Origin of the sequence: Roseibium sediminicola (assembly GCF_023156505.1) — a bacterium.
Lineage (GTDB): Bacteria > Pseudomonadota > Alphaproteobacteria > Rhizobiales > Stappiaceae > Roseibium > Roseibium sediminicola.
Genome location: NZ_JALNMJ010000026.1, coordinates 14,492 through 38,820 on the forward strand (window position 1 = coordinate 14,492; position 24,329 = coordinate 38,820).

At 62.3% G+C, this 24,329-nt stretch carries 19 protein-coding genes; 13 read left to right on the forward strand and 6 right to left on the reverse strand.

The window, feature by feature from the left end; all coding sequences use genetic code 11:
- Both M0H32_RS25190 and aroQ read left to right on the forward strand, forming a co-directional pair.
- Complete coding sequence (locus M0H32_RS25190) at positions 1-234, forward strand: hypothetical protein (protein ID WP_248159031.1); 234 nt, start codon at positions 1-3, stop codon at positions 232-234.
- Between the two features lie 63 nt (positions 235-297).
- Entirely contained in the window at positions 298-825 is a 528-nt protein-coding gene (gene aroQ, locus M0H32_RS25195) for a gamma subclass chorismate mutase AroQ (RefSeq protein ID WP_248159034.1), read from the forward strand.
- Between the two features lie 12 nt (positions 826-837).
- Here the strand turns inward: aroQ and M0H32_RS25200 are convergent, their stop codons facing one another.
- Positions 838-2,934: a putative bifunctional diguanylate cyclase/phosphodiesterase gene (locus tag M0H32_RS25200; protein WP_248159036.1), complete on the reverse strand. Its 2,097-nt coding sequence runs from the start codon at positions 2,932-2,934 to the stop codon at positions 838-840.
- 533 nt (positions 2,935-3,467) lie between these two features.
- On the opposite strand from M0H32_RS25200, the gene M0H32_RS25205 reads away from it, so the two are divergent.
- Together M0H32_RS25205 and M0H32_RS25210 are read left to right on the forward strand one after the other, a co-directional pair.
- Positions 3,468-6,428, forward strand: a complete 2,961-nt coding sequence (locus M0H32_RS25205) for an ATP-binding protein (protein WP_248159037.1) — start codon at positions 3,468-3,470, stop codon at positions 6,426-6,428.
- Positions 6,429-6,568: 140 nt separating this feature from the next.
- Positions 6,569-7,804 carry a hypothetical protein gene (locus tag M0H32_RS25210; protein ID WP_248159039.1) on the forward strand — a complete coding sequence of 412 codons (1,236 nt, stop codon included), beginning with the start codon at positions 6,569-6,571 and terminating at the stop codon, positions 7,802-7,804.
- A gap of 234 nt (positions 7,805-8,038) precedes the next feature.
- Here M0H32_RS25210 and M0H32_RS25215 read toward each other — a convergent pair whose 3' ends face one another.
- Positions 8,039-9,466 (reverse strand): MFS transporter, encoded by a 1,428-nt coding sequence (locus tag M0H32_RS25215; RefSeq protein WP_248159041.1) that lies wholly within the window; start codon positions 9,464-9,466, stop codon positions 8,039-8,041.
- A 544-nt stretch (positions 9,467-10,010) separates the two neighbouring features.
- On the opposite strand from M0H32_RS25215, the gene M0H32_RS25220 reads away from it, so the two are divergent.
- The 5 genes from M0H32_RS25220 to M0H32_RS25240 all read left to right on the forward strand — a co-directional run bounded on the left by M0H32_RS25220 (position 10,011) and on the right by M0H32_RS25240 (position 14,198).
- On the forward strand, positions 10,011-10,457 hold the full coding sequence (locus M0H32_RS25220; RefSeq protein ID WP_248159043.1) for an Rrf2 family transcriptional regulator: 447 nt from the start codon (positions 10,011-10,013) through the stop codon (positions 10,455-10,457).
- A gap of 140 nt (positions 10,458-10,597) precedes the next feature.
- Positions 10,598-11,818 carry an NADP-dependent isocitrate dehydrogenase gene (locus tag M0H32_RS25225; RefSeq protein WP_248159046.1) on the forward strand — a complete coding sequence of 407 codons (1,221 nt, stop codon included), beginning with the start codon at positions 10,598-10,600 and terminating at the stop codon, positions 11,816-11,818.
- A gap of 318 nt (positions 11,819-12,136) precedes the next feature.
- Complete coding sequence (locus M0H32_RS25230; RefSeq protein ID WP_425607364.1) at positions 12,137-12,751, forward strand: ABC transporter ATP-binding protein; 615 nt, start codon at positions 12,137-12,139, stop codon at positions 12,749-12,751.
- Positions 12,748-13,554: an ABC transporter permease gene (locus tag M0H32_RS25235; RefSeq protein WP_248159052.1), complete on the forward strand. Its 807-nt coding sequence runs from the start codon at positions 12,748-12,750 to the stop codon at positions 13,552-13,554. The genes M0H32_RS25230 and M0H32_RS25235 overlap by 4 nt, the downstream gene beginning before the upstream one ends.
- On the forward strand, positions 13,551-14,198 hold the full coding sequence (locus M0H32_RS25240) for a glutathione S-transferase family protein (protein ID WP_248159055.1): 648 nt from the start codon (positions 13,551-13,553) through the stop codon (positions 14,196-14,198). The genes M0H32_RS25235 and M0H32_RS25240 overlap by 4 nt, the downstream gene beginning before the upstream one ends.
- Before the next feature lie 309 nt (positions 14,199-14,507).
- Here the strand turns inward: M0H32_RS25240 and M0H32_RS25245 are convergent, their stop codons facing one another.
- Entirely contained in the window at positions 14,508-15,623 is a 1,116-nt protein-coding gene (locus tag M0H32_RS25245; RefSeq protein ID WP_248159057.1) for a vWA domain-containing protein, read from the reverse strand.
- A 326-nt stretch (positions 15,624-15,949) separates the two neighbouring features.
- Between M0H32_RS25245 and M0H32_RS25250 the strand changes: the two genes are divergently transcribed.
- Positions 15,950-16,357: a hypothetical protein gene (locus M0H32_RS25250; RefSeq protein WP_248159060.1), complete on the forward strand. Its 408-nt coding sequence runs from the start codon at positions 15,950-15,952 to the stop codon at positions 16,355-16,357.
- On the opposite strand, the gene M0H32_RS25255 is transcribed toward M0H32_RS25250, so the two are convergent.
- Positions 16,351-17,649: a cyclic nucleotide-gated ion channel gene (locus tag M0H32_RS25255; protein WP_248159063.1), complete on the reverse strand. Its 1,299-nt coding sequence runs from the start codon at positions 17,647-17,649 to the stop codon at positions 16,351-16,353. The genes M0H32_RS25250 and M0H32_RS25255 overlap by 7 nt on opposite strands.
- Positions 17,650-17,832: 183 nt before the next feature.
- Here M0H32_RS25255 and M0H32_RS29570 point away from each other — a divergent pair, with 183 nt between their 5' ends.
- Positions 17,833-17,958: a hypothetical protein gene (locus M0H32_RS29570; protein ID WP_282449547.1), complete on the forward strand. Its 126-nt coding sequence runs from the start codon at positions 17,833-17,835 to the stop codon at positions 17,956-17,958.
- Between the two features lie 70 nt (positions 17,959-18,028).
- Here the strand turns inward: M0H32_RS29570 and alaS are convergent, their stop codons facing one another.
- Together alaS and recA are read right to left on the reverse strand one after the other, a co-directional pair.
- Complete coding sequence (alaS, locus tag M0H32_RS25260; protein WP_248159065.1) at positions 18,029-20,686, reverse strand: alanine--tRNA ligase; 2,658 nt, start codon at positions 20,684-20,686, stop codon at positions 18,029-18,031.
- A 279-nt stretch (positions 20,687-20,965) separates the two neighbouring features.
- The gene (gene recA / locus M0H32_RS25265; protein ID WP_248159067.1) at positions 20,966-22,036 is read right to left on the reverse strand and encodes a recombinase RecA; all 1,071 of its coding nucleotides are present in this window, start codon (positions 22,034-22,036) and stop codon (positions 20,966-20,968) included.
- Positions 22,037-22,369: 333 nt separating this feature from the next.
- Here recA and M0H32_RS25270 point away from each other — a divergent pair, with 333 nt between their 5' ends.
- On the forward strand, positions 22,370-23,293 hold the full coding sequence (locus tag M0H32_RS25270) for a PfkB family carbohydrate kinase (RefSeq protein WP_248159070.1): 924 nt from the start codon (positions 22,370-22,372) through the stop codon (positions 23,291-23,293).
- 106 nt (positions 23,294-23,399) lie between these two features.
- The gene (locus tag M0H32_RS25275; protein ID WP_248159072.1) at positions 23,400-24,329 is read left to right on the forward strand and encodes a pseudouridine-5'-phosphate glycosidase; all 930 of its coding nucleotides are present in this window, start codon (positions 23,400-23,402) and stop codon (positions 24,327-24,329) included.

Genomic DNA, 24,329 nt, shown 5'->3' on the forward strand with positions numbered 1-24,329 from the left:
ATGCCCTTTACGAAATTGGGAACGTTTATCGCCGGGGTGGTGTTTTTCCTTGGCTGTATGCAAGTGGCGCTCGCGATCGGCGTCGGCCTTGGCGTCATTTCCGAACCGAGCCCCGGCCTCTTTCTCGGCAACATGACGCGCGAACAGGCGATCGACAGCGGCCTTCTCAAGATCATGGCTGCGGTTGCCTTCGGCGTGATCACGGAAATCAGCCGTTCGGTGGAAAAGAAATAGACCCTACCAGCAGTCGTATCATTCGCCCTTGCAACGGCCAGCACGCCGTGAAACGGTGCGCGCATGAAAAATCGCACCCTGAAATCGACGCTGACCGCATTGTTCTTGATAGCGGTCCCGACAGGCCTACATGCCGAACCCTCCGACCTGTTCGACGCCATCGACAAACGCCTGTCCTACATGCAGGCTGTCGCCGCCTGGAAAGTCGACAACAACCGGCCCGTTGAAGACCTGGAGCGGGAAAAGGTGGTTTTGGATGCCGCCCGCACCAAGGCCGGCCAAGTCGGCCTGGCGGGCGACAGCGTCACCGGCTTTTTCCAGGCCCAGATCAACGCGGCCAAGGAAATTCAGACCTGCTGGATCGGCCGCTGGAACGATGGCGCCGCAAGGCCAACCGACGTGCCCGACCTTGTCGAGGACGTGCGCCCGGCCCTGCTGACCCTCGGCAACGAGATCCTGCAGCTGATGGCAACGGAAAAGGTCTCCTCGGAGGACCAGCAGGCTTTCACGGCCGCAATGACCGTCGATTGCCTGTCTTCGCAAGCCAAGGAGGCCCTCTTCGACGGCTTGCTGAGCGTACAATCGAATTAGAGCATGTCGGGTTCAGGACGCCGCCGACCGGCTCTGCTCAGGCAGGCCGGCGGCCTCTTCGAACACCATCTTCGAGAAATCGTTGAATGGCACCGCGGGGCTCCACAGATAGCCCTGCCCCAGCGTACCACCCCACAGATTGATGTAGTCCATCTGCAACTGCGTTTCGACACCCTCTGACACCGTGTTCAGGTTGAGTTGGCGTGCGAGCATCAGAATCAGCTCCACGATGGTGCGCCGGTCCTCTGAATTGTCGATACCCATGATGAAAGAGCGGTCGATCTTGAGTGTGTCGAACGGCATGCTGGCCAGACTGTGCAGCGAGGAATAGCCGGTACCGAAGTCGTCTATGGCGAATTTCACCCCCTCTTTCTTGATCGGCATGATCTGATCGAGCAGCGTCTGCGAATAGTCGACCAGACTGGATTCCGTCACCTCCAACTCCAGACGGTCGGTGGCAAAGCCACTCTCCTTGATGATGCCCAGCGTGCGACCGCAGAAATCGGGAGACTGAAGCTGGACCGGCGCGACGTTGACGGCCACAGAGACATCCGTCCCTCTGTTATTGATGGCTTTCATATCGCGCAACGCTGTTTCCAGAACGAATTCGCCAATCGGTCCGATCATGCCGCTTTCTTCCGCGACCGGGATGAATTTGTAAGGCGGCACCGAGCCCAATTCGTCATCTGTCCAGCGCAGCAGCGCTTCGGAGCCGGCGATCTTGCCGGTCGCAAGGTCTACCTTGGGTTGGTAATGCACCGACAGTGACCTGTTCGTGAGCGCGCCTTCCAGCCGGTGGCGGATCTGTTCGCGCTCGGTCATGCGCTCGCGGATCTTGTCATTATAGGTCACCGACTGGGCACGCCCCTCCGCCTTGGCCTCATACATGGCCATATTGGCGTTGCGCAGCACGGCCTCCGAAGTCTTGCCATGTTCCGGCCAGCAGGCCACCCCCACACTCACCGTCACCGACAGGGACAGGTTGCCGATGCGATGGGCGCCGCCGAGACGGTCGACCACGGCATCCGACAGGCGCTCCAGCGCGGCCGCATCGGTGAGCCCAGGAAGCAGCACCACAAATTCATCGCCTGAGAAACGGGCAACACAGGGTGATTTGGAGGTCAAGGGCCCGGCCATTTGTTCGACCAGCTGGGCGAGCCGCTTCGAGATCTGACCCAGCAGCTGATCACCAACCGCATGGCCATGCAGATCATTGATCAGCTTGAACCGGTCCAGACCGATATAAAGCACGCTGCCAGCACTGTTGGGCCGCAAGTCGATCTGCGTCAGAGCCGAATTGTCGAGCTTCGCCCGATTGGGCAGGCCGGAGATGCGGTCGGTATAGGCCAGTTGCTCGATCTTCACGATGTTCTGGCGCAGATTCACCATCATGTCGCGAAACGCGGTCTGCAATTCCCCGACCTCACCGGGTGCATCTGTCGGCATCTTGCAGTCCAGATAGCCGGCGGCGGCCTCGTTGGCGGCCAGGGTCACCCGGCTGACGCCTGACGTGGCCCGATACATCATCAGCGCCAGCACCGGCACAAAGGCCAGCAACAGCATTCCAAACACCACCGCCACCTGGGAGATCTTCTCGCGCAGAATGCCCGCCATCTCGTGCTTGGAAATGCGTACAAGCACGCTGCCGACCGCCTCGCCGCCCCGGAAGGCCGGCAACACATATTCCAGTGTGTTGGCCGTTTCCCGGAATTGCGACTGACCAAGTTGGGCCGCATTGAGAGCTTCCTCGTTGAAACCGGTCTCGCTGGACGGCGACGCGGAGGTGAAGTCGCTGGCGAATTCCTGACCGAAGCGGGTATAGACCTTTGCCGCGATGATATAGCGGTCGCCGGCAACCGCATTCAAAACCCGCTCCAGCTCTCCGTAGTTCTTGGATTCGATATCGCGGGCTGCTGTGTTGGTGATGAACAGCGCCTTGTCATGCGCGGTCCGCGCCAGCCTTTCGCCGATCTTGTCCATTTGCGTGTAGTAGTCGATGCCAATCAACACGAGAGAAAAAGCCAGCAGCCCGAAGACGCCGTAAAGAGTGGCACGCACAAAAACACGTTTGAAAATTTCATGGGACCAGAAACGAATGATTTGCAGCACGAAAGCAGCTCCCGCGGATCCTCTCAGTTACCGGACCAGCGCAAGGCGGGCCCAAACCTCAGTGTTTCCGGCCGCCCTCAACAAATACTAAACTCTAAAGTAGAAACCGGGTACATTGCGTAAAGTTTTTCAAAATGTGGAAATAAAATTTCGAGACTAGTCCTTTTTCCCAAGGAGAAATCTCACAGCAACGTCGAATCCCGCAGCGTCGAAGCGAGGAAAGACCACTGCCGTTCCTTCTCACAAGGTCTTCGCAGATTGCATACTGTTCGCGCCTAAATTCACTTGCTAAGTCACACTTAACATGGTCAGCATGGAGCATGCATCGATCCGATCCAACCGGAGGGGCTGCCGGGTGAACGGGTTGGCAAGAAAATTGGTTTGTATTAGAAGAAAAACAACTTAAAATTGATAATACATGAGAACCGGCAACCGCAGACCGGTGAAATTGGGGCAAAACGCGGGCGGTGACGACTTCTTCTCCGACCACTTTGACAGTTATTGAAAAAGGCCATGCCGAGGGTGCAGACGGCGTGGCAGCCGACCCCGGGCTGTCGGCTGCCGGCTTCCATGCCGCGCTCACGGTCGCGGTCATCGGGTTCGATGATCCTGACGGTTTGCGCGAGCAGCTGTCCGCCGAGGAACTCTCTTTCCTGTCCGGCCGCCTTGGAACGGCCTGCGCTGTGGCGGCGTCGGAATTCGGCGGCAAACTGGTGCACCAGACCGGCGGACCGAGGATCCTGGTCTTCGGCGTCCCCACCTTGCATGAACTGGACGCGGAACGCGCCGTGCTTGCGGCGCAGAAGGTGCTCCGCACCTTTGGACGCGACGGGTTCGGCCATCCGGTTCGGCTGCGTTGCGGTGTCGCCAGCGGTGACGGCACCATCGTTCTTGACCAGGGCCCCAACACGGCCCCCTTTGAAATCACCGGCACCGCGACTGACCAGGCGAAACGGCTGGAAAGCGAGGCACCGCAAGGTGTGCTGCTGATCTCACCGGAAACCCATGCGCTGTTTCGCAGCGACTTCATGGCCCGGAAGGTCCAATTGCAGAACGGCACGGAGACGGTCTTCGAAGTCTCCCCGGCGGTGTCGCCGATGGCGCGCAATGACAGCCATGAGGCGGACCGTGCGCCCCCACCCTTTACCGGACGCAGCAATGAACTGGGCACACTCCGGATCTGCTGGGAGGCGGCCAAACAGGGCACGCCTCAGACGATCATGCTTGTCGGTGAGCCCGGCATCGGCAAATCGAGCCTGATCCGGGCCCTCATGAAGGAGACACAGGCCGATCATCCCCTTGTGTTGAGCTTTTACGGCTCGGTACATCACCGACGCACCCCCTTCTATCCGATCGCACAGGGGCTCTATACGTTTCTCGGCCTGAAGGGCCTTCAAAGCCCTACGTTGCTTGCCACCGTGATCCAGCAATTGCTGGACGACCTGGGGCTGGACACCCGCCGGCACCGGGCCAACTTAAGTGCGATCCTGAAGGGTGGCGGCCTGGACAGCACACCTCTCCAGCTCAACAAAGACGTTGATGCGCCGAACGAAACGCTTGTAGCCTGCCTCGAAAGGCTGGCGGCGATCCACCCGGTTCTGCTGGTCTATGAAGATGCCCATTGGATGGATATCAGCACACTGGAATCCGTCTGCCTGCTCCAGCAAAAGCTTGGCAAAAGCCGCCTGATGACCCTTGTCAGCAGACGTCCGGGCAAGACAGCAGTCGATCTGACCGGCGCCGTGAAACTGACCTGCCGCGTCGGCCAGCTGCGCGAAGACCAGACCCGCAAACTGGCAGGCCTGCTGCGCCCCGAGACCATGAGCGATGCCCATTTCGAACAAATTGTGCAGCGCTCCGACGGCATTCCGCTGTTCCTGGAAGAGCTGATGAACAATGCGGCCGAGGACGGCGGCACCGATCCCGCCGTGGCCGCCTCAGCGCGCGTGCCTGCCTCTTTGCGTGAAACACTCGCCGCCAGGCTGTCCCATCTGGGCAAGGCCCGGGATCTGCTGTTGCAGGCAGCGGTGATCGGCAGGGAGTTCGTGGCGCCGCTGTTGCAGGACATCACCGGCAAGCCCGCCAACCGGCTGAAAGACCATTTGATGACCCTGCAACGCGCCAACCTGATCTACCGGAAAGGTGCTTTCGAGGAAGGTCTGTTCGAGTTCAAGCACAGTCTTGTCCAGGAACTGGCCTATCAGTCGCTCGCCCCGCACAAGCGCAAAAGCTGCCACCGGGCCATCGCGGACGCCTTGACGCAAACGCCCGACCGCTATCCCCCCGTCGCCGTCGAAGTGATCGCCCGGCATTTCGAGCGCGGCGGCGACGTCACCACGGCACTGGACTATCTCGAGCTTGCCGGCATGGATGCGGTCCGGGTGGCCGCCCACCGGGATGCGGGGCGCTATTTCGGCAAGGCTCTCGAGCTCGCCCAGGAAATCGACGACACCGCTGAACGGGAACGCACTGTCAGCCGCTTTCTGTTGCTGCTCGGTCCGCAGCTGATCGCCAAACACGGCTTTGCGTCGAATGAGGTGCGCGAGGTTTACTGCAAAGCCAGGTCACTGAGCTCGATCGAGACCGGGTCGGCGGAAGTGCTGCAGATGCTCTGGGGATTGTGGGGCGCCCATATGGTCAAGGCCGAGGTCGGCTTTGCCAAACAGCTCAGCGACGATTTCCTGCGCCACGCCATGATCCGCCAGGACCCGATCGAGGTGACCGCCGGTCACTACATGTCCGGCGTCGGCGCCTTTTATACCGGCGCGCTGGAAGACGCCGAAACATCGATGCTGGCCGCGGTCGAGGCGTCGTCCACGGCCGATTTCGAGGAAATGGTCACCCGATACAGCCTGGATCTCGGCATCCTCGCCCGATCCTACTTGAGCTGGTGCTATGCGCTTCTGGACCGGCCCGACGCGCTTCGCGACAATTGCCTGTCGCTCGAAACGGCATCCCTCCTGTCCGATCACGCCTTTTGCCGGGCGTTTTCCAGCTGCTTCATGGCAACGGCCTTCAACTTCGCCGATGATCGCGCCGAAGCCGAACGCCATGCACTCACGGCCATGGACCTGAGCCGCCAGGAAGGTTTCGCCCAGCAATTGGCCCAGGCCGAAATCAACCTAGGCCGGGCGCGCTCTGTCCCCGGCGATAAATCCGGGCTGCGTCTCATGGAAGCGGGACTCAAGGCCTATCTTGCGACCGGTGCGGTGCTGGCGCGCCCCTATGCGGAAGCCTGGATTGCCGAAGCCCGCCTTGTGGACGGCGACCCGCAGACGGTTCTTGAGATGCTGACAAACGTCCGCCGGTTCACGCTGCGCTCCGGCGAACGCTATTTCGACGCCGAACTCTACCGCCTGACCGCCCGGGCAGCCGGCATGACCCGGCCGGACACACATCCGCTGGTGCGGCAGCTTCTCGCCAAAGCGGAACGCCAAGCCCGGCAAACCGGAAGCCGGCTGCATCTTGCCAGAACTTCGAAGGCGGGCGGCTGACTACTGCCGCCGCCTCGCGCCCGCCGGTCACGAAATATAAATCAATAGCTGTATATTTTACCAGAACACCCTTTGGGTGAGTTTTGGTCGTCCGGTGCTCGCAGATCTGCGCGGCGTCCGACAGTTTTTGATGGGGCAACATGGCAAACGAAGCGCTTTTGGAGCGCGGTCTCCTGATCGGAGGCGCGCTGATCCGCGACATTGAGCAATTGAAGAAGGACCTGGTCGATCTGGCCGGCAAGGACCAGGAGGACGTCATCCGGGGAGGCCTGGCGGACGAAATCATGATCGCCTCCGTGGCCGCGAGCCAGGCGATCAGCTTCCCCTCGCTGCAGCATTTCTGGGAGAACCTGCTCTTCCGCATCGGCGCCATCGCCTCCATGACTGCGCTGACTTCCGGCGTCTACGATTGCGACTATTACGATCCGACAGTCGGTCCCGAGCCAAGGCTCGGCACCACCGGCGATAGCCGGGTCTCCGAGTACTGGGAATTTATCACGCCGGGCGGCACCGACGCCGAGTGGCAACAGGTCACCGGCGCGGACAGTCTTGCCGCCATCAAACCCGAGGAAGGCCACACGCTGCCATTTCGCGGCGAATGCGCCGGGGCGTTTCAGCTGACCGTCTTCTGGGGACTTCTGAACGGCCTTGGACCAGACCGTTTCAGCCAGATTGCCGGCCAGTTCGGCACCATGCTGGTCGGTCCCTGGACGGACAATCCCGCCACCGACTTCATGGCCGAAAAAGCCTCCCTGCAGGATCCGCCGATCCCGGGCGACTACATGTATTTCAAGAACAAGGACGACTATCTGGAATGGGCGCCGGACGGCTTCTGGCAGGGGCTCAATGCCATGTATATGGGCAAGGACATGCTCGGCACCCGGCATTATTCCGGCATGGGCGCCAGCTGGTTGAGCGAACAGAACCTGCGCGCGTCGCTGGTCAATGCCTATTACCACGACTGTTATCCGCACACGGTGAATTGCCCGCTGGAGGAGGTCCGGTTTACCATCCGACGTCTGCTGCAGGTTCCGACCGGGATAACCAAACACGCCATGCCGCTCCGCTCCGCCCATCCGTCCAAGGGCTCCGTGCCGACCACCACCACCCTGCTGGCCCAGGGCTATCAGGCGCTCAGCCGGGGCACCTTCGAAAACCCGCGCACCACGGTCGTGGAATGTGCCGAACTCTTCGGCATCACCGCGCTTGACCTGCATCAGCAGCAGAGTACCGGGCTGGAGAACCCTGACATGCGCTTCGACGCGCCGGGTGCGAGCATCGTTCTCACCTACCACGACCCGGAAGACGACCGCCGCAACCCGCAGGCCGTGGTCCGGGTGATCGTACGGCTGAGACCGGAGACTTTCGCGTTTTAGAGCGCCTGAGATCCTCGATTTTGGGGCGACAGCATGCCCCTTTGGCGCCACTACCTCTCTCCCAATGGGAGAGATCCCCGGCAAACTTTGGGCGGGTGGTGGCTACAAACTCAACATCATCCTGAAGAGCGTCTTGGCGCGCGTCTCGAAGGAGCGGCTGCTTGTCTCAAGACACGTGGCCGATCCTTCGAGACGGGCCTCCGGCCCTCCTCAGGATGACGGTTTTGATGTGGTTTAACCGTGCCAAATGCTTGGCCAAGCCCACCGGACAACGGCCAGGGCGAACAGGCCGGCCAGCACGCCGGCCGGATAGACCAGTGTTGCCTGCGCTGCCTGCCGATAGGCTGCCTCACCTGCTCCGTTCCCCAGCACCTGAAAGAAGATCTGTCCCTGGACGGCAATGCCAAACGCCATGCCGATTTGCTGGAAGGCCTGGAGCACGCCCGAGCCGGCACCGGCGTCAACACCTGCGACCCGCGACAGAACCAGCTGGAACAGCGCCGGAATGCCGGTGCCGACACCGAGCCCGAGACACAGGAGCGGCAACAGCAAAGCCCAGGGTGCCCAGCCGGAGGAGATCAACAGCCAGACTGCCACCAGCGCCCCGAGGACGAGAAACGTGCTCAGGACAATCCGTTCCGCCAGCCGGCGTGTGCCGAAGCGGCCCGAGAGCGTCGAGGCCAGAATGACGCCGATGGGATGCGGGGCCAGTGTCAGCCCGGCGGTGAGCGGTGTCAGACCCAGCCCGGATTGCAGAAAGATCGCCATCATGAAAAACAGGCCGGCCATGGCGGAAAAGAAGACCGCGATGAACAGCACGCCCGCAACGAAAACGGGATCCCGGGTCAGGGTCACCGGCAACAGCTGCGTCCGGCCCCGCCGGACATTTCGTTTTTGCAGGCCATGAAACACCACAGCCAGACCCGCACTCAGTCCGATCAACACGAAACACCAGAGCGGCCAGCCGAATTGCCGGCCTTCCACCAGCGGAAACACCAGAGCAAGAACAGCAAGCGCGAACAGAAAAGTCCCCACCCAGTCCGGGGCCTGGCGCGTGTCGCCCTTGAGCACCGGCAGGTACCGCAGTGCGCCGAGCACGGAAACAAGCCCGATCGGCAGATTGATCAGGAAGATCGGCCGCCACCCCAGGCCAAAGAGATCGGCGGAGACCAGCACCCCGCCGACCAGCGGCCCGGCCACAGCCCCAAGCGCGCTGACGGAGCCGAAGAGGCCAATCGCCCGGCCCTTTTCTTCCTCGGAAAAGATCACATGCACAATCGCCAGCACCTGCGGCACCATCATCGCCGCGCTGAGCCCCTGCACGCCGCGGCTGGCGATCAGCGTCGGGATATCCGGCGCCAGGCCGCAGGCGAGCGAACTCAAGGTAAAGCCGGCAACACCCCAGCAGAACAGGCGGCCGCGCCCCAGCACATCACCGAACCGGCCGAAGGGCAGCAACCCGGCCGCGAAAGCCAGCACATAGATGACCAGCACCCATTCCAGCTCGGTGTCGTTGGCGCCAAGATCCGCCCGGATCGCAGGCAGGGCCAGATTGACCACCGAGATGTCGAGGATGCTCATGAACATGGCCAGATAAAGCGCGGCCAGCGCCGCCCACCGGTTGCCGGCCTCTCCGGCCGCGCCAGCGCGTGCAATTGACATTTGAAGGCTCCAGAGATTGAGACTGATATTCTTGTGACTTTTTAAGTTACGAATCTCGACACGTCAATCTCATGTATCTTTATTTGTCATAGCATTTCTGGCTTGCTAATGTTCTCGCCACTGCCTGCCCACTTGGCGCGTGGCGTCCGCTCTTGCGCGGTTCGAGCACCAGTTGGATTGGAGCGCGCGCGGAGCACTCCGTCCCGCACCAATATGGGGCAATCCGAATGAGAAATACGCGCTGCACAATTCCGGTGTCACCCCGGGCGAGCGAGGCGAGACCCGGGGCCCACTCGTTTCCAGAGCCTCTGGGCAAAGGAACCCAAAGAAGCGCTATGTGCTACGACAAGCGGCTTTGCGAGCAGGCCCCGGCTCGCGCTGCGCTTGGCCGGGGTGACACCGGGAAATACGGCCATGCATTTGGGTTTGACGACTCTGCAGGCGACATGCGATTGCCTTCGACCAAGGGTTCTGCGCGGAGTGCGGCCAGACTTGACGTTCGATCCGCTCTGAATTGAAGAGCGGTCTAAAGAAGGAGACGCCCATGCGCGCCGACAGCCGTCTGCCCCGTGTGCTTCATGTTCTGCTGCATCTTGAGCAGATCGACAAACCGGTCACCTCCGACCAGATCGGCGGGATGCTGAACACCAACCCGTCCCTCGTCCGCCGCACCATGGCGGGACTCCGGGAAGCCGGCTTCGTCGGCGCCACAAAGGGCCATGGCGGCGGCTGGGTGCTGGAAAAGCCGCTCTCCGAGATCACCCTTGCCGAAGTCTATGCCGCCCTCGGCTCGCCGCAGCTTTTTGCCGTCGGCCAGTCGGGCGACGCGCCGGATTGTCTGCTGGAACGGGCTGCCAACGCGGCAACGTCACACGCGCTTAACGCGGCGCGGGCAACATTCGAGGCGGAGCTCCGGAAGGTGACGGTGGCGGATATCGTCGCGCCCCATGCGGAGGAGATCCGGGCGCATCTGGAGAGCCTGCCGGACTAATCGAAATTGTCTGACTTTGCGCCCTTGCCCTGCTCCGCAAGATTGTATACAAGCGCACACAATAGAAATCCGGTACAACTCTGTCCCGTGACTTCCCTTCGCCCGATCCCGTTTTCATAACACCGCGAGGCCGCGTTTCCATGGCAAAGATCAAAGTCGACAATCCCGTCGTTGAACTCGACGGCGACGAGATGACCCGCATCATCTGGGCCTTCATCAAGGACAAGCTGATCCATCCCTATCTCGACATCGACCTGCACTATTACGATCTGTCGATCCAGAAGCGCGACGAGACCGACGACCAGATCACGGTCGACGCGGCCAACGCGATCAAGGAACATGGCGTCGGCATCAAATGCGCCACCATTACCCCGGACGAGGCCCGGGTCGAGGAATTCGGTCTGAAGCGCATGTACCGCTCGCCGAACGGCACGATCCGCAACATTCTCGGCGGTGTGATCTTCCGCGAGCCGATCATCATGCAGAACGTGCCGCGCCTGGTGCCGGGCTGGACCCAGCCGATCATTGTCGGCCGCCACGCCTTCGGCGACCAGTACCGTGCCACCGACTTCCGCTTTTCGGGCAAGGGCAAGCTGACCATCACCTTTACCGGCGAGGATGGCGAAGTGATCGAGAAGGAAGTCTACGACGCCCCGTCCGCCGGCGTCGCCATGGCCATGTACAATCTCGACGACAGTATCCGCGACTTCGCCCGGGCCTCATTGAACTATGCCCTGCAGCGCAAGGTGCCCTGTTACCTCTCCACCAAGAACACCATCCTGAAAGCCTATGACGGCCGCTTCAAGGACATCTTCCAGGAGATCTTCGAGGCCGAGTTCAAGGACCAATATGCCGAGGCCGGCATCTGGTACGAGCACCGGCTGATCGACGACATGGTCGCCTCCGCCCTGAAATGGTCCGGCGGCTATGTCTGGGCCTGCAAGAACTATGATGGCGACGTCCAGTCCGACACGGTCGCCCAGGGCTTCGGCTCGCTCGGCCTGATGACCTCCGTGCTGATGACACCGGACGGCAAGACGGTGGAAGCGGAAGCGGCCCACGGCACCGTGACCCGCCACTACCGCCAGCACCAGGCGGGCGAAAGCACCTCGACCAACTCGATCGCCTCGATCTTTGCCTGGACAAGAGGCCTGGCCCACCGGGCCAAGCTCGACGGCAACGATCAGCTGGCGAGCTTTGCCAAGACGCTGGAAGGCGTCTGCATCAAGACGGTGGAATCCGGCTACATGACCAAGGATCTGGCTCTGCTGGTCGGCCCGGACCAGGGCTGGCTGACCACCACCGGTTTCCTCGACAAGATCGACGAGAACCTTCAAAAGGCGATGGCGGCGCAGCAGTAAGGCTGCGATGGTTTTCGAAAGTTTCAGCGCCCCGGGAAACACTCCGGGGCGCTTTTTTGAGCCTGACTGACCCGCAGACCCAGACCTTATGCTGTCCACCGGTTGTCATCCCGGGCGGAGCGCAGCGAAGACCCGGGACCCAGGACTCCCGGGCAAATGCAGTGTGCAAAGCGGTCGCCAATGAAGGTTCCTAGGTCTCCGCTTTCGCAGAGATGACAGGGAGGTGTGACTTCGTACCTTCCCAATCAAAACCAACGGTCCCCGATTGTCCCGTCCCTTCCTCCGCGCTAGGCTCGACCCGCCAGGGCCGGAAGGAGCATGGGCGTGCTGGAGATCCGCAAACTGACAACACCCCTGATCGGCCCGATCGATCTGATGCTGGAACCGGGCACCTGCTCCGCCATTTCGGGCGCGTCCGGCGCCGGCAAGTCGCTGTTCCTGCGCGCAATTGCCGATCTTGACGACAACAGCGGACAAATCTCTCTTGGCGGCACGGTGCGCTCGGAAATGCCGGCTCCGGACTGGCGCAGGAAGGTTGCCTATATCCCCGCGGAAAGCGGCTGGTGGGCGGAGCGGGTCGCGGACCACTTCGACCAGACAACCGGGCTCGGCACGCTGCTGGACGCCGTCGGCCTTGCAGACGCCCTGTCCTGGGAGGTCTCGCGCCTGTCGACCGGCGAACGCCAACGCCTCGCACTTGTCCGCGCACTGCAGACCGATCCGAAAGTGCTGCTCCTCGATGAGCCGACATCCGCCCTCGATCCGCCTTCGGTCGAACGGGTTGAAGCGCTGTTGAAGGAACGGCTCGCTTCAGGCAGTGCCCTGTTGCTGGTGACCCATGATCCCGGTCAACCAAAGCGTTTCGCAGCCCGCCGCTATCACATGGCCTCAGGAAAGCTGTCTCCGCTCGACCAGCCGGAGAAGGCCTCGTGACCGGATACTTGCCCCTCACCTATTGGGACCTTGTCGCCGCCTCGGTGTTTCTGATCCTGAACGCGGTCTTTTCCATCCTGCTCGATCTCGGTCTGACCCGTACGCTGATCGTCTCGGCGCTGCGCATGACCGTGCAGCTGATCCTGGTCGGACTGATCCTGAAGGCGATCTTCTTCGCCGGCTCGCTGCTCTGGACTATGCTGGCAGCCATCGTGATGCTGGGCTTTGCCGGACGGGAGATCTGGGCGCGGCAGGACCGCCGCCTGATCGGTGTCTGGGGGCCGGGCCTCGGCGCCGCCGCCATGCTGGTGGCCGGCACCCTGGTGACCCTCTATGCGCTCGCCGGCCTGATCCGGCCGGACCCGGTCTGGCTGCCGCAATATGCCTTGCCGCTGTTCGGCATGGTGCTCGGCAACACCATGACCGGGGTCAGTCTTGGCCTCGACACGTTGCACACCGCCCTGGCGCAGGGCCAACGCGCCGTCGAAGCCCAGCTTCTGCTCGGCAGGACCCGTTGGGAAGCAACCCGGCCGTTCGTGCGTCAGGCGCTCCGCTCCGGCTTTACCCCGATCATCAACGCCATGGCCGCCACCGGCGTGGTCTCGCTGCCCGGCATGATGACCGGTCAGATCCTGTCCGGCGTCGATCCGCGTGAAGCCGTCAAATACCAGCTCCTGATCATGTTTCTGCTGGGCGGGGCCACCGGTCTCGGGGTCCTCGGCGCGACCTTCGGCAGCGTCTGGCGGCTGACCGATGCCCGCCATCGCCTGCGCCTCGACCGCTTGACCGGAGGATCCCGATGATTGAGCTCTTTGGTGCCGACTATTCCGTCTATGTCCGCTCGGCCCGCCTGGCGCTGGCGGAAAAGGGCGTTGCCTATAAGCTTGTCCCGGTCGATGTCTTCGCGCCCGGAGGCCCGCCGGCCGAACACCTGGCGCGGCAGCCCTTCGGCAAGATCCCGGCACTGACCCATGGCGACGTCACGCTCTACGAAACCGTGGCGATCCTGCGCTATATCGACGAAGCCTTCGAAGGCCCGCCCCTCCAGCCGGACGATGCGCCCGGCCGCGCCCGCATGACGCAGGTCCTGTCGATCCTCGACACCTATGCCTACCGGACGCTGGTTTGGGACATTTTCGTGGAACGCGTGGTCAGGACGCGTGGCGGCGCCCCAGCCGACGAAGTCAAGATCTCTTCGGCCATGGGCCAGGCGCGCACTATTGTTTCCGCGCTGGAAGCGCTCTGCGAGGACGGGCCGTTTCTGCTCGGTGACCGCCCCACCCTCGCCGACTGTCACGCGGCGCCGATGCTGGCCCTGTTCTGGCAAGCCGAGGAAGGCGCAATGCTGCTGAAGGGAGCGCCCAAACTCGCAGCCTGGCTGGCTCGGTTCGAGGCCCGGCCGAGCTTTGCTGCTACGGGACAAGTGCGCGGCGAAAAGGCCAGCTAAGGTTTCGGCGGGTCTCCGAAGTCCCCTCGCCCACCGGGGTCATCCCGGCCCTGAGCCGGGATCCAATCCACGTGTCCGAGCACGCGGACAATCGAGTTGGGCAGGGCTTTTCAATCAGCTCCGCATCACGAAAGCTCCACAGCTCGGGAAACGAGTGGGTCCCGGCCCAGGGCCGGGATGACCCCGGTGGGTGGGGCGACTTGCTTTGTCTCGACAGTCAACAAGCAGCTCCAACCTCATCTGAGGAGAGAGATAATGCATCTCAAACGACTGCGCGGCTCGTCCACCGCGCAGTTCTCTTCAAGAAACTCACTTCAGCTGTTCGGTGAGCAGACGGCTGACTTCCGTGTCGAAGGCCGGCGCAGAGGACGGCTCGTTCTTCTTTGCCTCGGCGACATAATCGTCGCGCTTGGCGACCAGCTCTTTCATCTGCGCGGAGAGTTTCCGGCGCTCTTCCTGTTTCTGCGTGACATAGGCATCCCGGTCTTCAGCCGACAGGCCGGCAACGGCGTCTGGCAACTGCTCTTGCGGAACGGCATTCAGTTCCACGCGGCCAGCCGCAAGATCGTCAACGAGATCGCCCCCGCCCGTGGTCACCTTGCCTTTTCCGATCAGGTAGCTGGATTCCGCGACCGCGCCGTGATCCTTGGCGTAGGATTTCGAGTCGAGACGCTCCTGCAGCTGTCGTTGCTGCGCGCGCTTGCCATATGGAATGACTGTCTTGTCGATCCGGCGTTGCAGCTCGAGGATCTCGTCGTCCCACGGGCTGTCATAATGGGTGGTCAGACCGCCGTCCTGGGCAATTGCGATGTAACGGCCGCCACCCATCCGGGCGATGGTCTGCCAGTATTGCCGGGTCTCACGCCAGTCGCCGGCCTGGACCGTGTTCACAGTGATGTCGTGCTTGCGCGCCTCTTCCAGAATCTCCGGATAATGCGGCCCCTGATAGTCCATATGCGGCGGCGCGTCGCCGACCAGGAACAGAAGCCGGCGGGTATCCGACGAATGCGACCACTGGATTTTCGAGACCCCGGCATCAAGCGCCTCGTTGACCGCCTCCGGACCGTCGCCGCCGCCGGACGCTCGGAATTTCCACAACAGCGCGTTGACCTCTTGCAGGTCGGGCGTCATCTGAAACGTTCGGACCACATAGTCATCGCCGAAATCGCGATAGGCGACCAGGCCCATACGGACATCCGCATTGGGATTGGCACGCGAGATGGTGTTGGCGATCGACCAGATCTTGCGGCGGGCATTGTCGATCAGGCCGGACATGGACCCGGTCGTGTCGAGCACAAAGGCAACCTCGATCCGGTCCGCCCGGACGACGCCATGCGCCAGCGCCGGAACGGCGGTGGTGGTGGCAAGCATGGTGGCGACGGTGCCCAAGAGAGCTGTTCTGTTCAAAAGGCGGGAAAACATCATCGGACTCCTCCATTCCGAGAGTGGTCCTATGATGAAAACAGGCAAGCGCGCTGAAACTGGGGCCTCCATACGGCAATTTGCGGGCAGAGCTCTGACCACTGCAAGGCAAGTGTCAGGAACTGGCACGGCGTCGAAGAAGGCTGCAGGCCACCCGTCATGTGTACTCGAAGTCCGGCCAAACAGACACTTTCCGCCGCGCGGCAATTCTTTTTCGTGCTAGCGTGACGACCGGGCAAACGGTCCTTTCAAGTTTTGGGATCGCACTTGAATCAGTTTCTGAGGTTATGGTTTTCATGTCTTCTTTTCAGCGACTTACCGGAATTCTCTTGAGCGTTTTCATGCTCTTGGCGGCAACGGTCAGCGCCCCGGCACAGGCGGTTCACGAACCGGCGCGCGGCACGGCGGAACGCGCGGAGATCCTCAACGCCCTCCGCCCCATGCTTGAGGCTCGGCTTGGACCGCCGGTCGAATTCGTCGTCGACTGGATGCGCTCCGGCAATGGCTGGGCCTTCGTTCAGGTCAGCCCACAGCGCCCCGGTGGCGGCGCCATCAATCTCAGGCAGACGACCTATGCCGAGCAGGCAGAGTATATGGATGGCATTGCGACCTTCGCCCTGCTGCGGCTTCAATATGACCGCTGGAATCTGATCGACTTCGCGGTCGGGCCGACGGATGTATTCTGGCAGGGCGATCCGCTCTACGCGCAGCTGCCACGCGGCCTGACACCCTACTGACGCGGCTCGGGGTCCGTGTCCTCTACCGGCTTGTCGTCTTCCTCGGAAAACAGCTCTGGCTCGCTCTCGGCGTCCTCGAAGGAACCGAAGACCCCGGCCTGCTCCAGTTCTTCTTCCGCAAGCTCACCAAGAACCTTCTTGCCGGCTTCGGCGCGTTCGCGTGCCTCATCCGTGATTTTCTTGGCCAGCGCTGCGTCCCGTTCCATAAGGTTGTGCAGCGCCTCAGCCTCCAGCACCAGAAGCTGGCAGTCGCAATAGGCGATCACCTTGGCTGTGCGGCGGGTCTGGTTGATTAATGCCAACTCGCCGAAAAAACTGCCCTCGCCGAGATAGACCGTTTCGTGCGGCAATCTGATTTCCACCTCGCCGTCCGAGATGAAATACATTTTGTCGGCCACGTCGCCCCTGTCGGCGATCGTGCCGCCCTTGCGCACACTCTGGGCCTGCAGCAGCTTGGCGATTTCCGCCACTTCCGCTGCCTTCAGGTCTTCAAACAGCGGCACCCGCGCCACCATCGACCAGGTCACAACGAAATCCCGGCTGTGAATTTCCCGGGCAAAGGCGGAGGCGATAATGCCGACCGGCAGCGCGATCAGGCCATAGCCCATCAGCATGACGACGCCGCCGATCATCTTGCCCAGGTTGGTAACCGGCACCACATCGCCATATCCGACTGTTGTCACCGTGGTGATTGCCCAGTAGATCCCGTGCAGGATGCTGCGGAACTTTTCCGGCTGATCGTCGTGTTCCACCAGATACATCACGGTCGCGGCCAGAAGAATCACCCCGAAAATGATCATGCTGGAGCCCAGCAGCGCCCGCCTCTCATTCGCGACGGCGGATATGAGCGAGCGCAGGGCCGGTGAGTAGCGTGCCAGTTTCAGGAACCGCAACAGGCGCAGGATGATGACGACCGTCACTGCCTGATTGGGCAGGAACAGCACGAACAACAAGGGCAGCGCCCCGATCAGATCGACCACCGCATCGGGCTGCACCGCGTAACGCAGTCGCGACCAGACCGGCCCGTAGCGGCGCAGCGGCGGGTGCAGGTCGGCAACATAAAGCCTGAGCACATATTCGATCACGAAGACAAAGCCACTGGCCAGCTGAAGCAGGCGCAGGTGTGTGCCCAGAAACTCGCGAATCTCGGGCACCGTCTCCAGAATGGCCAGAACGATGTTCACGAGGATCAGGACAATCAGTCCCTGCCGCACGACCCGCGACGCAAGTTTGCGCTTGCCCGTGTCTTCCAGCACCTCATAAAGCGCCCGTTTGAAACCCTCTTCGTGCACGGCGCTCTCCGTTCCGAGACAAACTCCTGATTTCAATGAATAACCGAAGAAGGTCGGGTGACAAAGCCCGAGTGCCCCCGGGGCAGAGATAAAGAGTGCAACAAAGGTCGCAGCAATGTGATTGGCCAAATCCGTGCAATGCCCCATCTCAAGGTCATAGCCACACCAAGAATGGAGGAACCCATGAGGATCGACACCAACAAGGTCAGGTCCGCCGAAACAACACCGCATCACATCGTGCTCAAGATGCTGGTCGTCTCGACTGTCCTGGCCGCAGCGGCCCTGGCAATCTCAGCTGCCCTGCTCTGACGGATCGCTACGAAAAAAGCGCATCCGGAGATGCGCTTTTCAAAAACCCTGATACCGAACGGGCCGAGACCTAGAGCCCGGCCAGATGTCCTTCGATCGCTGCAATGGCAGCATCGGCCTTGGCGCCATCCGGGCCGCCGGCCTGGGCCATGTCAGGACGGCCACCGCCGCCACGTCCGCCAAGCGCTTCCGAGCCGATGCGCACCAGATCGACCGCGCTGACCTTGCCGGTCAGATCCTTGGTGACAGCGGTCACGATGGCGGCCTTGCCGTCCTCGGCGACGCTGATCAGGACCACAACGCCCGAACCAAGCTGGGTCTTGGCGTCGTCGGCCATGCCCTTCAGGTCCTTCGGGTTGATGCCGTCGACCGTGCGCGCCATCAGTTTGAACGCACCGGCCTCCTTGACCGGCGCCGCCTCGCCCGAACCGCCGCCCATGGCGAGTTTCTTCTTCGCATCCGCCAGTTCCTTTTCCAGCCTGCGACGTTCCTCGACCAGCTGGGCAACCCGCGCCGGCACATCGTCGGCGCCGGTCTTGAGGATGCCGGCGACTTCGCGCATACGCTTGTCCTGCGCATCCAGATAGAGCCGCGCCTCGGACCCGGTCAGGGCCTCGATCCGGCGCACGCCGGCGGCAACAGCGCCTTCATTGACCAGCGTGACCAAGCCGATGTCGCCTGTGCGTTTGACATGGGTGCCGCCGCACAGTTCCGCCGAATAGGCCTTGCCTTGCTTGGCGCCGTGAAGCGCGGTGCCCATGGAAACAACCCGCACTTCGTCGCCGTATTTTTCGCCGAACAGCGCCATCGCGCCAGCTTCGATCGCGTCATCCACCGCCATCAGGCGGGTTTCGACCGGGGCGTTCTGCAACACGATCTCGTTGGCGAAGGTTTCCACGGTCGCCAGCTCGTCATCACTGACGGGCTTGGGGTGCGAGAAGTCGAAGCGCAGACGTTCCGGGGTCACCAGCGAGCCCTTCTGCGCCACATGGGTGCCGAGCACCTCGCGCAGGGCTTCGTGCACCAGGTGGGTCGCCGAGTGGTTGGCGCGGATGGCGGTACGGCGGTCGTGATCGACCTTCAGTTCCAGGGCGAGGCCCTGGACCAGCGTGCCCTCTTCCACCGTGACGGAATGCACAAAGAGGCCTTCCGCCTTCTTCTGGGTGTTGGTGACGACAGCCTTGACGCCATTGGCCAGCATCAGGCCGGTGTCACCGACCTGGCCACCGCTTTCACCGTAAAACGGCGTCTGGTTGAGAACAACGAAGCCGCTCTGGCCCGCCGTCAGCTCGGCCACTTCCTTGTCCTCGGACGCAAGACCGGCAATGACGCCTTCCGCCGTCTCGGTCTCATAGCCGAGGAAATCGGTTGCACCGCATTTTTCCTTCAGCCCGAACCAGACCGTCTCGGTGGCCGCGCTGCCCGAGCCGGACCAGGCGGCGCGCGCCTCGGCCTTCTGGCGTTCCATGGCGGCGTCGAAGCCGTCGGTGTCGACGGTGATGTCCCGAGCGCGCAGGGCGTCCTGGGTCAGATCGAGCGGGAAGCCAAAGGTGTCGTAGAGCTTGAAGGCTGTCTCGCCGTCGAGCTGGCCACCGGCCGAAAGGTCTTCCGTTGCACTGTCGAGCAGGCCGAGGCCCCGCTCCAGCGTCTTGCGGAAGCGGGTTTCCTCCAGCTTCAGCGTTTCGGTGATCAGATCTTCGGCCCGGCCGAGTTCCGGATAGGCGCGGCCCATTTCGCGCACCAGCGCCGGCACCAGCTTGTGCATCAGCGGTTCGCTGGCGCCCAGAAGATGCGCATGGCGCATGCCGCGGCGCATGATCCGGCGCAGCACATAACCGCGGCCTTCATTGGACGGCAGAACGCCGTCCGCGATCAGGAAGCTGGTCGAACGCAGATGGTCGGCGATCACCCGGTGGCTGCCAAGCGCATCGCCTTCCGCATCGACTCCGGTGGCGTTTTCGGACGCGGAAATCAGCGCCTTGAAGAGATCGATGTCGTAGTTGTTGTGTACGCCCTGCATGACAGCGGCAATGCGCTCGATTCCCATGCCGGTATCGATCGACGGCCGCGGCAGATCGAGCCTGGCCTCGGGCGTCTGCTCATATTGCATGAAGACCAGGTTCCAGATCTCGATGAACCGGTCGCCGTCTTCTTCCGCGGAGCCCGGAGGACCGCCCCAGACGTGGTCGCCGTGATCGTAGAAGATTTCCGAACAGGGACCGCAGGGTCCGGTGTCGCCCATGGTCCAGAAATTGTCCGAAGTCGGGATCCGGATGATCCTGTCTTCGGAAAGCCCGGCAATCTTCTTCCACAGATCAAAAGCCTGGTCGTCCTCGGCATAGACCGTCACCAGCAGCTTTTCTTTCGGCAGGCCGTATTCCTGGGTGATCAGGTTCCAGGCGAGTTCGATCGCCCGGTCCTTGAAATAATCGCCGAAGGAGAAGTTGCCGAGCATCTCGAAGAAGGTGTGGTGACGGGCGGTGTAGCCGACATTGTCGAGGTCGTTGTGCTTGCCGCCGGCGCGCACCACCTTCTGGGCCGTGGCCGCGCGCGAATAGTCGCGCTTTTCCAGGCCGGTGAAGACGTTCTTGAACTGATTCATGCCCGCGTTCGCGAACATCAGGGTCGGATCGTTGCGCGGCACCAGCGGACCGGATTCGACCACTTCGTGGCCGTTCTTCTTGAAATAGTCCAGGAAGGTGGAGCGGATTTCATTTACGCCGGTCATTCGGGTCTCGCATCGGTCCTTAGCCCATCGGATCGGGCCAGTTGAAAATCTGTCGGTGGCCCCGGAAGACGCCTGACGTTCCGGGCCGGAACAGCCTTTTAACTTTGACCTCCAACCCTGTCCAGCGGTTGCGCAAGCACGCCCTTACGGAAGCGTCGGATTTGTTGCGTCCTGGGGAACAGTGGCTTCCGAAAACGCAGAAACCCTCTTCCGCGAAGGAAAGAGGGTTTCAGGGACGGCCGGACAAACGTCCGGAGCTTAGAAAAGGTTTGCCGGATCTCAATCCTCGGCGTCTTCAGCGCCGCCGTCCGGATCGATGATCGCTTCCGCGATCAGGCCGGCATTCTGGCGGATCGCCAGTTCGATTTCCTCGGCGATCTCCGGATTGTCCCGCAGAAACTGCTTGGAATTCTCGCGGCCCTGTCCGAGGCGCTGGCTGTTGTAGGAGAACCAGGCACCGGATTTCTCGACAATATTGCCCTTGACGCCCAGATCGATCAACTCGCCGGACTTGGACACGCCTTCGCCATAGATGATGTCGAACTCGACCTGGCGGAAGGGCGGCGCCAGCTTGTTCTTGACCACCTTGACGCGGGTCTGGTTGCCGACGACCTCATCCCGGTCCTTGATCGAACCGATGCGGCGGATGTCGAGACGGACGGAGGCATAGAACTTGAGAGCGTTGCCGCCGGTTGTCGTTTCCGGCGAGCCGAACATCACCCCGATCTTCATACGGATCTGGTTGATGAAGATCACCATGCATTTGGACTTGGAAATCGACGCGGTCAGCTTGCGCAGGGCCTGGCTCATCAGGCGTGCCTGCATGCCCGGCAGACTGTCGCCCATCTCGCCTTCCAGCTCGGCCTTCGGCGTCAGGGCGGCGACGGAGTCGATCACCAGAACGTCGATGGCGCCGGAGCGCACCAGCGTGTCGGCGATTTCCAGCGCCTGCTCACCGGCATCCGGCTGCGAAATGAGGAGGTCGTCGATGTTGACGCCAAGCTTGCGGGCGTAGATCGGGTCGAGCGCGTGTTCCGCGTCGATGAAGGCACAGATGCCACCCTCTTTCTGGGCCTCCGCCACCGTGTGCAACGCCAGCGTGGTTTTACCGGACGATTCCGGCCCGTAGATCTCGACGATGCGGCCGCGCGGCAGACCGCCAATGCCGAGAGCAATATCCAGGCCGAGCGATCCGGTCGAGACGGACTGGATCTCAACGGCCTGGCCCTGGCCCATCTTCATGATGGAGCCCTTGCCGAAGGCGCGTTCGATTTGGCTGAGCGCTGCATCAAGCGCTTTTGTCTTATCCATCTGGCTGCTTTCTACGAGACGAAGGGTACTTTGCGACATGCTCACGATCCTTATTCCACGATGGACGCGATGTTTCAATGCGGGCCTTTGTACACATTTTGTTCTCATTTTTCAAGCCACCAAAACCGTTTGGTATTTAAATGGAAATGCGTGTTTGTTTCCAATATGTTCTCATGCTGGCACAGAAAAACTACCCCTACGTCAGGCAAAAACGGAACATCTCGTGATTCCCGATTTTGGCAGAATCATTGGTGACGGTCAGCCCGCTTGCCGCCCTGGCGCTAATCTGCTAGCCCGCGCTCTTCCAGAAAGCCCGCCGGCCTGGTCGCCCGACTTGCGCGACCGGCCAGCCCAAAGAGATCTGTTGCGAACGTGACCCCTTCGCCCCCCTGCCCCGTCGTTGCCATCGGCGCCATCCATTACGACACGATTGCCCATGCGCGCGAACCCATTCGCCCGGAGACCTCGACGCCGGCACGGCTCAGTTCCAAGCCCGGCGGCGTGGCGACAAATCTCGCACGCTCGCTGGTCCGGCTGGACGTTCCGGTGCATCTCGTCGGCACGCTGGGCGACGACGGCGCCGCCCGCATGCTTGAAGACCAACTGACCGGTGAAGGCATTCAGCTTGCCACGGTGCCGCGCGCAGGTTTTGCCACCGGGCAATATTTGGCGCTGCACGATCCATCCGGCGCGCTGACGGCGGCCTGCGTCGATGACCGGGTCCTGTCCGAAGCCCCGGCCGATCTGTTCAACGCCCTCGCGTCCAGCTTCGCAGCGAAGATGCCCGAAGACACAATCTGGTTCGTCGATGCCAATCTGCCGGAGGAGATGCTGGTTCACCTCGCCGGGATCATCGGTCCGGGACGGCTGGTGGCCAATGCGGTGTCCGACGCCAAGGCGCGGCGCCTGCTGCCGTTGCTGTCGGATCTGGATTGCCTGATGCTGAACCGCGGCGAGGCTGCCGCGCTCACCGGGCTGCAGCGCGATGCCGCTCCGGAGGACCTGGCCAGTGCGCTCTCCGGAACCGGACTGCGCCGTTTTGTCCTGACCAGCGGCGCCGACACCGTGCTGGTGCGCGACGCGGACAACACCCACCGGTTTTCACCCTCCGTTGCCGAAATCGTCGACGTCACCGGAGCCGGTGACGCGCTCGCGGCCGGAACGCTCGCGACCATGGCCCGCGGCTTAACGCTCACCGAGGCTGTTCCCTATGGCCTTGCCGCCGCCGCGCTGACGCTGGCCAGCACCGGCGCGCTCGCCGAAACGCTTTCCTGGGACGCACTCAACCCGATTTGACCAATTGGACAAATTCCATTCTTGGCGGCGGGGCCTCCGCCGCCTATAAGACCCGCACAATTGTCTGGACAACCCTCCGGACCGCCTCAACAGAAAGGCCCCGACCGTGACATCAACCGCCCCTGCCGCCCTCAAGGATCTAATCGTCTATTCCGACGAGGTTCTGGACGCCCTTCGGACCGGCAAGCCGCTGGTCGCGCTGGAATCGACCATCATCACCCACGGCATGCCGTTTCCGAAGAATGTCGAGACCGCGCGCCAGGTCGAAGACGACATCCGTGCGGAAGGCGCCGTTCCGGCGACCATCGCGCTGATGGACGGCAAGATTATGGTCGGGCTGTCGGATGCCGATCTCGACCGGCTGGCGCAGGCGAAAGACGTGATGAAGTGCTCGCGCGCCGATCTGACCTTCGCGCTCGCCACCGGCCGCTATGGTGCGACCACCGTTGCCGCCACCATGATGGCAGCCCATGCGGCGGGCCTGAAGGTGTTCGCCACCGGCGGCATCGGCGGTGTGCACAAGGGCGCCGAACAGAGCTTCGACATTTCCGCCGACCTCGACGAACTCGGCCGCACCCCGGTCTGTGTCGTCTCGGCCGGCGCCAAGGCCCTGCTCGACATTCCCAAGACCCTGGAAGTTCTGGAAACCAAGGGCGTTCCGGTGATTGCCTATGGCACGGAAGAGCTGCCGGCTTTCTGGTCGCGCCAGAGCGGTCTTGCCGCGCCCTACACGCTGAACGCGGCCCGGGAAATCGGCGCGCTTTTGAAGATGCGCGAGGCCTTCCCGGACCATGGCGGCGTGCTGATCGCCAATCCGGTGCCGCAGGAAAGCGAGATCCCGCGCGACGAGATGACCGGCTACATCGATGCCGCCATCGAGCAGACGGAGAAAGACGGCATCCGCGGCAAGGAGGTCACGCCCTACGTGCTCGGCGCCATCCTGAACCTGACCGGCGGCCGGAGCCTCGACACCAATATTGCCCTGGTGCGCAACAATGCGCGCCTGGCGGCGAAGATCGCGGCGGAGCTGGTCTGA